Raw genomic sequence first — 7,822 nt, 5'->3', positions numbered from 1 at the left:
CGGCTGACGCCGGCAACTACCTCCACCCATCGACCACCCCCACCAACTCCGACAACCGCTGAATCACCGCATCCGGCTCCCCGACCGTGTGCCCCACCTGATGCGCCGGTACCGCGCTGTGCGGCACATGCACCGCCCGCATCCCCACCGCCTGCGCCCCGTAAATGTCGTCGAACAACCGATCCCCCACATACACGCACTCCGACGCGTCCTCCACGCCCACCGCCCCCATCGCGGCCCGGAACGCCTCCGGGTGCGGCTTGGTCCACGGAATCTCGCTCGTGTACACCGCCCCGTCGAACAGCTCCAGCACGCCGTCCCGGGCCAGGATCCGCTCGTGGTGCTCCCGGCTCCAGAGCGTGTTCGACAGCAGCCCGACCCGGATCCCCCGCTCGCGCAGCGCCCCGAGCATCTCCGGCGCCTCGGGGTCGGTGTACGTGTGCGGCTCCCAGTGCCGCTCGTGCGCGGCCAGGAGCTCGGCCGTGAGCGCGATGCCCGCGGTCGCACAGATCTCGGCCATCGTGGCCGACAGATGCTCGTCACGCGACCGCACCCAGGCCGCGTTCTCGGCCGCCAGCAACGCGTCGACGAGCTCCTCCGACACCCCGCACTCGTTACCGACCAGCAGCCACAGCTCCCGCGCGTCGATCGTGTGCCACGGCGTGAGCGTGCCGCCCCAGTCGAACAGAACCGCCTTCACCATGCGCCCAGCCTCGCACGCCCCACCGACACAATTTCCTCGAGCGCCGGGCCCTACCGGCCGCTCACCCGCAACCGCCGCTCAGCCCCGAAAGCCGCCCCCAACACCAACACCCCACCCACCAAATACCCCGCCCCGTCCGACCCGGCCGCCACCGCGATCCCGCTCAGCACCAACACCCCCACACCCTCCAGGAACACGTTCGAAGCGATCATCGTCGCCTCGATCTGCCCCATCCGCCCCACCGGCGCCAGCCGCGCAAACGTCGCCTGGGCCCCCACCGTCCACCCGGTAGCCGCCCCGATCACCACGTTCGCCCCGGCCAACAACAACGGATGCCCCCCGCAGAACAACACCACCGCCCCACCCACGAGCCCGAACCCCAGCACCGCCGCCGTCCGGGTCTGGTTCAACGGCCGCTCCAGGAACCGCAGCCGCCCCACCACCGCCGCGAACACGGCTCCCCCGAGAGCGGACGACGCCATCACCACCGGGATCCACCCCGGCGGCGCGTTCGTCGCCACGGTCTCCGGCAACACGCTGCAGATCAACGTCGCCCAGGTCAGTAACGCGAGCACGCGCAGCGTCGGCTGCTGCCAGATCAGCACGAAGCCGGCGCCGGGAGGCAGGCGGTCGCGCCGCGATCGGGCCGACAGGCCCGGCAGGGTGCCCAGCATCGCCGCCGCGACCAGGAACGACACCAGGTCGGCCAGCAACGCGACCCGCGGCCCCAGCGCCACGGTCAGCCCGGACCCGACCGCGATACCCCCGACCTGCGCGAGCAGGTTGATCAGCGCCGCCACCCCGAAGTACGGCAACTGGATCGCCGGTTCCACCGCCTCCGCCACCACCGCGGTCGTGAGCGCGGCGTACGCCGCCCGGATCGCGCCCAGGATCGCCGACGCGGCCAGCGCCGTCGCCGCGGCCGGGTACAGCGCGGGCAGCGCCAGCGCGCACGCCCCCGCCAACGCCAGCGCGACGAGCGTCGGCCGGCGCGGTAGTACGTCGAGCCATCCACCGAGGAGCGTCGCGACCAGGATCGCGGGCAGGGCCCGCGCCGTGTAAACGGCGGCCGCGCCCAGCAGCGAGCCGGTCTGCTGATACCCGAGCAGCAGCAGCGCGGCCAGCCCGACGAAGTCTCCGACCTCCGAGACCGCCTTGACCGCGACCAGCCGACCGGCGATCGGATGCCGGAGAACCGTTCGGTAACCCGCGCGCACCTCGGTGGTGGACTCCACGCCGGCCTTCCGGTTGTGCGGAAAGGGTCACCTTCGTCCCCATATATTGGGGACAATCGGTCGGAAACTCAAGCGGAACCCGAAACAGGCTCACTTTTCGCGCGCAGGGCGATACTCCAGGACACCGGAGAGTAGCGGTCCGCGAGACGGCCCCGCGACGGGCACGGCAGGATGTGCGCGTGACCGATCCCGCAGGCCTCGCGACCGACCTCGCCCGCCGGATCCGCCGTCGCTGGCGCGCCGAGGTTCAGGCGATCGGCGCGACCGGCTCGCTCGCCCACGCCGACGACCGCGAAGGCACCGACCTCGAGCTGATCGTCGCGACCTACCGGCCCGGCACCGGACCGGCCCCGATGCGTCGGCGGGTCGACGGCCACCTGGTCTCGATCGAGGTCGCCGCCTCCCCCGACCTGCTCGCCCGGGCCCGGCAACTCACCACGCTCTGGCCGCTGCGCGCCGACCGGTTCCTGCACCTCCGTCCGCTCGACGAAGACAGCGACTGGCTCCCGAGCGTCCGCGACGCCCACCTGGCCCGCCTCACCGACGCGACCCCGCGCGAGTTCAGCGAGCTGGCCCGTGACGCCTGGTGCACGGCCGACTCGCTGCTCGCCCGCGCGGTGCAGGCCGGTCAGTGGCACGACGAGGACAGCGCGCTGCTCCTGCTGGCCGAGGCCCGGATCGCGGCCGCGGTCACCGACGGCCTGCTCACCCGCACGTACTTCCGCAACAGCGCCGATGCGGCCCGCCGGACCGGCGTCGTCGGCCTCGACCTCGTCGAGCTCCGCGACCGCGTCCGCCTCCAGGCGGCCGAGCTGGAGAAACGCGGCCGTCCGGTCGACGTCCCCCTCGCCGAACTTCTTTAGCTACGCCGCCCGGCGAACCACCGCGCGCAGACCGCGCGTACATCAGTGGCGCGCGACGCGCGCCTCACGTCCCTCAGGCGATGGCCGCGCCGATCAGGTAGGTGATTCCGGCCGCGGCCAGTCCCAGCACGAGTTGGCGCGCCCCGCCGAGCCACCAGCGACCCTTCGTCGCCCAGGTCGCCAGCGCCCCGGCCGTGAACAGCCCGGCGCCGCCGATCGCCAGCGCGAGCCAGAGCTCGTCCGACCCGAACAGGAACGAGAGCAGCGGGATCAGCGCGCCGATCGCGAAGCACACGAACGACGACGCGGCGGCCGTCCACGGCGAGGGCTTCTCCTCCGGGATGACGCCCAGTTCGGTCAGCGCGTGCAGCCGCAACTGCAGGTCGGGATCGGCGGCCGCCTCGTCGGCGATGCGCTGGGACGTCTCCCGCGACAGCCCGGCCCGGTGCAGCGACGCGACCAGCTCACGCTGCTCGATCTCGGCGTGCGCGCGCAGTTCCCGCCGTTCCTTGCGGACTTCGGCGTCGAGCTGTTCGTTCGAAGTGCGCACCGACGTGTACTCGCCGATCGCCATCGACACCGCGCCGGCCACCAGCCCGGCCACCCCGGTCAGCACGATCGCCTGCCGGTCGACGCCGCCCCCGCCGACGCCCGCGATCAGCGAAATATTCGTCACCAGGCCGTCCATCGCGCCGAACACCGCGGCGCGCAACCAGCCGCCGGTGACGTCGCCGTGGTGCGGCACCAGCAGGAGTTCGTCCTCGTCGTCCATCAGTAAGGCCTCCTCACCACACCGGTTAGTCTCGCCGCATGCCGAACGCCGTCCGGGAGAAGGCTCCCCTCACCCTGCTGCTGCCTCCCTCGGAGACGAAGCGGCCGGGCGGCGACGGTCCGGCGCTGGAGCCCGACACGCTCGCGTTCCCGGAGTTGCTCCCGGTGCGGCAGAAGCTGCTGGCCGCGGTGCGCGACCTGTCCGGCGGGTCCCCCGAGGTCGCCCTCCGGGCGCTGGGCCTCTCCGCCGGCCAGCGTGACCAGCTCGAGCTCAATGCGTCCCTGGACTCAAGCCCGACCAGCCCGGCGCTGTTCCGCTACACCGGTGTGCTCTACGACGCGTTCGACCCGTCCGCCCTCACCCCGGCCATGCGCAAGCGGGCCGCCAGCCGAGTGGTGATCGCGTCGGCCCTCTTCGGCGCCGTGCGCGGCAGCGACCCGATTCCGGCGTACCGTCTGTCGGCCGACGCCCGGCTGCCCGGCCTCGGCACGCTGGCGGCCCTGTGGAAGCCCGTGCTGGGGCCTGTTCTGGCGTCGCTGCCGGGCCTGGTCGTCGACCTGCGCTCGGGCGCCTACGCGCAACTGGCCCCGGTGCCCGACGCGGTGACCGTGCGGGTGCTGTACGTGGCTCCGGATGGCTCCCGCTCGGTGGTGAGCCATTTCAACAAGCACGCCAAGGGCCTGCTGGCTCGGGCCTTGGCCACTACCGGTGCGAATGTGACCACGCCCGCCCAGGTCGTGCGGGTGGCCGCCAAGGCGGGCCTGATCGCCGAGCGCAACGGCCCCCGAGGCGTAGACGTTCTGCTCTACGAACCCCCGGCCGGCACCCCGGCCGCCGCCCGAGCCGCCCGCACCTAGCCGTCGCCGACCGGGGCCGTCCCCGGCCTCGACCGCCACCCGGAATCGCTGCGCCGAGCGGCGGCCCAACGAAAGTGTTACTTCCGCGCCGAGCCAGAGGAGCCGCGTCCGAGTGCTGGTGGCTAGCACGGTGGCGGTCGCAGCGCCGATCACGGTGACAGTTACGGCCCGGCTGCCCCCGTCCGCGTCGCGGTGGCGGTCGCGGTGTTGGGCGTGGAGCGGCCGTGCCGGCGGGTGCGGGCCGGGCCGCGTCTGCCCGGCCCGGTGGCGCGGGAGACGCTGCCCAGTTCCGGCCGGTCCTCGAGGCCAGGAGCGCCGCCGGCCGAGCGATCGGAACTCGGCCGAGGGGGCGGCCCGGAGGGGCCGAGCAACTCGTCAGGGCAGGGTCAGGATCTCGGCGCCATCGTCAGTGACCACCAACGTGTGCTCGAACTGAGCAGTCCACCGGCGATCCTTCGTCAGAACCGTCCAACGATCAGGCCACATGTCCCACTTGTACGTACCCAGCGTGATCATCGGCTCGATCGTGAACGTCATCCCGGGCACGATCAGAACATCCAGGTCCGGATCGTCGAAGTGAGGCACGTGCAGGCCCGAATGGAACGCCTGGTGAATACCGTGCCCGGTGAAATCACGCACCACGCCGTAGCCGAACCGCCTGGCGTAGGACTCGATCACCCGTCCCACGACGTTGAGCTGGCGCCCCGGCTTCACCGCATTGATCGCCCGCCGGGTCGCCTCTTCGGTCCGCGACACCAGCAGCCGGGCCTCTTCCGAGACGTCACCGGCCAGGAACGTCGCGTTGCAGTCGCCGTGCACCCCGCCGATGAACGCGGTGACGTCGATGTTGACGATGTCGCCGTCCTCGATCACCGTGCTGTCCGGGATCCCGTGGCAGATGACCTCGTTCAGCGAGGTGCAGCACGACTTCGGGAAGTTCCGGTAGCCGAGCGTCGACGGGTACGCGTCGTGCTCGACGATGAACTCGTGGACGACGCGGTCGATCTCGTCGGTCGTCACGCCCGGCTCGACGTGCTTGCCGCCCCACTGCAGCGCCTGGGCCGCGATCCGTCCGGCGACCCGCATCTTCTCGATCGTCTCGGGCGACGACACGTCCGAGCCGGTCCACGGTCGCGGCGCGGGCTTCCCGACGTACTCCGGGCGCGGGATCGACGCCGGGACCTCACGCACGGGGGATTGCCGGCCGGGGACCAGGGGTGCTCGCATACTCCCCAGGTTAGGACAGGCCGCACGGCCACGGAGTCGGCCCGGCAACACCGCCTGCGTCGGCCCGATTACACAGAATCAGCCGGGTGCGCGTGCGGCTTCTGCACCTGCCCGACCTTCGACTCCCGGCCCGGCCACGGCGCCCGGTACTGACAGGTGTCGCAGTTCATCAGCACGCTGCCGCCCACCGCCTCGGTGTACCGCTCCAGCACCAGCCGGGCCACCGCGTCGTGCGCGCCCAGCACCTCGGCGGCCCGGGCTCCGGCGGCCACCGCGTCCCGCTGCACGCCGGACGGCAGCCGGCCCGGCGCCAAGAAGTACGGCACGACCAGCACGTCGTCGTGGCCCAGGCGGTGCAGCCGGTCGACGGCGTCGGCCACCGACGGCGTGGTGGCGCCGGCGTATGCGACCTCGACCGGCGCTCCCCCGCCCCGGTACTCCCAGAACAGACGGGCCACCCGCCAGATCTCGGCGTTGGCATCGGGGTCGGCGGCCCCGGCCGCGGCCAGGACCAGCGCGGTGTCCGGGCCCGCGGACGCGGCCCGGTCGGCCAGCGCCGAGAGCAGCAACGGGTCCGGCCCCAGCGGCCGCCCGTAGCTGACGTCGAACCCGGGCTGCGAATCGCGCACGATCCGCACCGTCCCGGCGATGTCCCCCTTGCTGTGCGACGCCGCGGTCAGGAGCAACGGCAACGTCGCCACCGGCACGCCCCGCGAAGCCCACGAGACGAGAGCGCCCCGCACCGACGGCGACTCGTGGTCCACGAACGCCAACTCGACCCGGAGCGCGGGCGCCAGCTCGCGGACCCGGTCCATCAGCGCGCGCAGGACGGCGATACCCGGCGCGTACGACGTCCCGTGCGCCACCGCCAGCAGCACCGGGTCGTGTCGAACCAACGGCAGCGCCGTCATACCGCCGCCGGCTGCTCGACCATTCCGGCCGCCACGGTGGCGCCGCTCGACTCGTCGATCAGCAGGAACGAGCCGGTGCCCCGCGACATCGCGTACGGGTCGACGGCGACCGGCTCGGCCAGCTTGAGCGTCACGTCGCCGATGTCGTTGAGGCCCAGCGCGTCGGTGTCTTCCCGCTTGAGCGTCGTGACGTCGAGCCGGTCGGCGACCGCTCCGACGATCGCCCGCACCTCGCGGGTGCCGGCCCGCAGCCGGAACCGGTCGCCGGCCCGGATCTGCCGCTCGGCGAGCACGCACACCCGCCCGGTGAGCTGGCGAACCGGCGACGGCGCGTCCGCGGCCGCCGCCAGCAGGTCGCCCCGGGACACGTCGACGTCGTCGGCCAGCCGCACCGACACCGATCGTCCGGTGGACGCCTCGGAGAGCGACCCGTCGTGCGTATCGATCCCGGCCACCGTCGAGACCCGCCCGGACGGCAGCACGACGACCTCGTCGCCCACCCGCAGCGTGCCGGCCGCGACCCGGCCCGCGTAGGCCCGATAGTCGGGGTGCTCGGCCGACCGGGGCCGGATCACCAGCTGGACCGGCAGCCGGGCCCCCACCGCACCGCCGCGCGGCGGCACCGGCACGGTCTCCAGGTGGTCGAGCAGCGTCTGCCCCGCGTACCAGCTCAGGTGAGACGACGGCTCGACCACGTTGTCACCGTGCAGCGCCGACACCGGGATCGCGGTCACCGACCGGATCCCCAATTCGGAAGCGAGCACGTCGAAGTCCGCGACGATCCGGTCGTAGACCTCCTCGGAGAAGTCGACGAGGTCCATCTTGTTGACGGCCAGCACGACGTGCCCGACGCCGAGCAGCGCGGCCACCGCGGCGTGCCGGTGCGACTGCTCGACCAGCCCGTGCCGGGCGTCGACGAGCACGACCGCGACGTCGGCGGTCGACGCCCCGGTCACCATGTTGCGGGTGTACTGGACGTGCCCGGGGGTGTCGGCCAGCACGAAGGTCCGACGGGGCGTGGCGAAGTAGCGGTAGGCCACGTCGATCGTGATGCCCTGCTCGCGCTCGGCCCGCAGGCCGTCGGTGAGCAGCGCCAGGTCGGCCGCGTCGAGGCCACGGCGCTTGGACGCCGCCTCGACCGCGTCGAACTGGTCGGCGAACACGTTCTTGGAGTCGTGGAGCAGGCGTCCGATCAGCGTGCTCTTGCCGTCGTCCACCGATCCCGCGGTGGCGACTCGCAACAGATCGGACATG

8 protein-coding genes are annotated in these 7,822 nt (G+C 72.7%); 2 read left to right on the top strand and 6 right to left on the bottom strand.

The window, feature by feature from the left end; genetic code table 11:
* Positions 1-16 precede the first annotated feature (16 nt).
* Together FL583_RS29300 and FL583_RS29295 are read right to left on the bottom strand one after the other, a co-directional pair.
* Positions 17-703 (bottom strand): HAD family hydrolase, encoded by a 687-nt coding sequence (locus tag FL583_RS29300; protein ID WP_142708084.1) that lies wholly within the window; start codon positions 701-703, stop codon positions 17-19.
* A 50-nt stretch (positions 704-753) separates the two neighbouring features.
* Entirely contained in the window at positions 754-1,938 is a 1,185-nt protein-coding gene (locus FL583_RS29295) for an MFS transporter (RefSeq protein WP_142708083.1), read from the bottom strand.
* Positions 1,939-2,117: 179 nt separating this feature from the next.
* Here FL583_RS29295 and FL583_RS29290 point away from each other — a divergent pair, with 179 nt between their 5' ends.
* The gene (locus FL583_RS29290) at positions 2,118-2,801 is read left to right on the top strand and encodes a hypothetical protein (protein WP_205752551.1); all 684 of its coding nucleotides are present in this window, start codon (positions 2,118-2,120) and stop codon (positions 2,799-2,801) included.
* A 73-nt stretch (positions 2,802-2,874) separates the two neighbouring features.
* Here FL583_RS29290 and FL583_RS29285 read toward each other — a convergent pair whose 3' ends face one another.
* Positions 2,875-3,573 (bottom strand): VIT1/CCC1 transporter family protein, encoded by a 699-nt coding sequence (locus FL583_RS29285; RefSeq protein WP_142708081.1) that lies wholly within the window; start codon positions 3,571-3,573, stop codon positions 2,875-2,877.
* Between the two features lie 38 nt (positions 3,574-3,611).
* On the opposite strand from FL583_RS29285, the gene FL583_RS29280 reads away from it, so the two are divergent.
* The gene (locus FL583_RS29280) at positions 3,612-4,430 is read left to right on the top strand and encodes a YaaA family protein (RefSeq protein WP_142708080.1); all 819 of its coding nucleotides are present in this window, start codon (positions 3,612-3,614) and stop codon (positions 4,428-4,430) included.
* Between the two features lie 375 nt (positions 4,431-4,805).
* On the opposite strand, the gene map is transcribed toward FL583_RS29280, so the two are convergent.
* The 3 genes from map to FL583_RS29265 form a co-directional block, all read right to left on the bottom strand.
* Positions 4,806-5,657: a type I methionyl aminopeptidase gene (map, locus tag FL583_RS29275; protein ID WP_142708079.1), complete on the bottom strand. Its 852-nt coding sequence runs from the start codon at positions 5,655-5,657 to the stop codon at positions 4,806-4,808.
* A gap of 68 nt (positions 5,658-5,725) precedes the next feature.
* On the bottom strand, positions 5,726-6,568 hold the full coding sequence (locus FL583_RS29270; RefSeq protein ID WP_142708078.1) for a sirohydrochlorin chelatase: 843 nt from the start codon (positions 6,566-6,568) through the stop codon (positions 5,726-5,728).
* A complete protein-coding gene (locus FL583_RS29265) occupies positions 6,565-7,821 on the bottom strand; it encodes a sulfate adenylyltransferase subunit 1 (protein ID WP_142708077.1) in 1,257 nt (418 codons plus the stop codon). The genes FL583_RS29270 and FL583_RS29265 overlap by 4 nt, the downstream gene beginning before the upstream one ends.
* Position 7,822 lies beyond the last annotated feature (1 nt).

The organism is Cryptosporangium phraense, assembly GCF_006912135.1.
GTDB classification, from domain to species: Bacteria; Actinomycetota; Actinomycetes; order Mycobacteriales; family Cryptosporangiaceae; genus Cryptosporangium; species Cryptosporangium phraense.
This window is presented reverse-complemented; position numbering and strand designations above follow the sequence as displayed.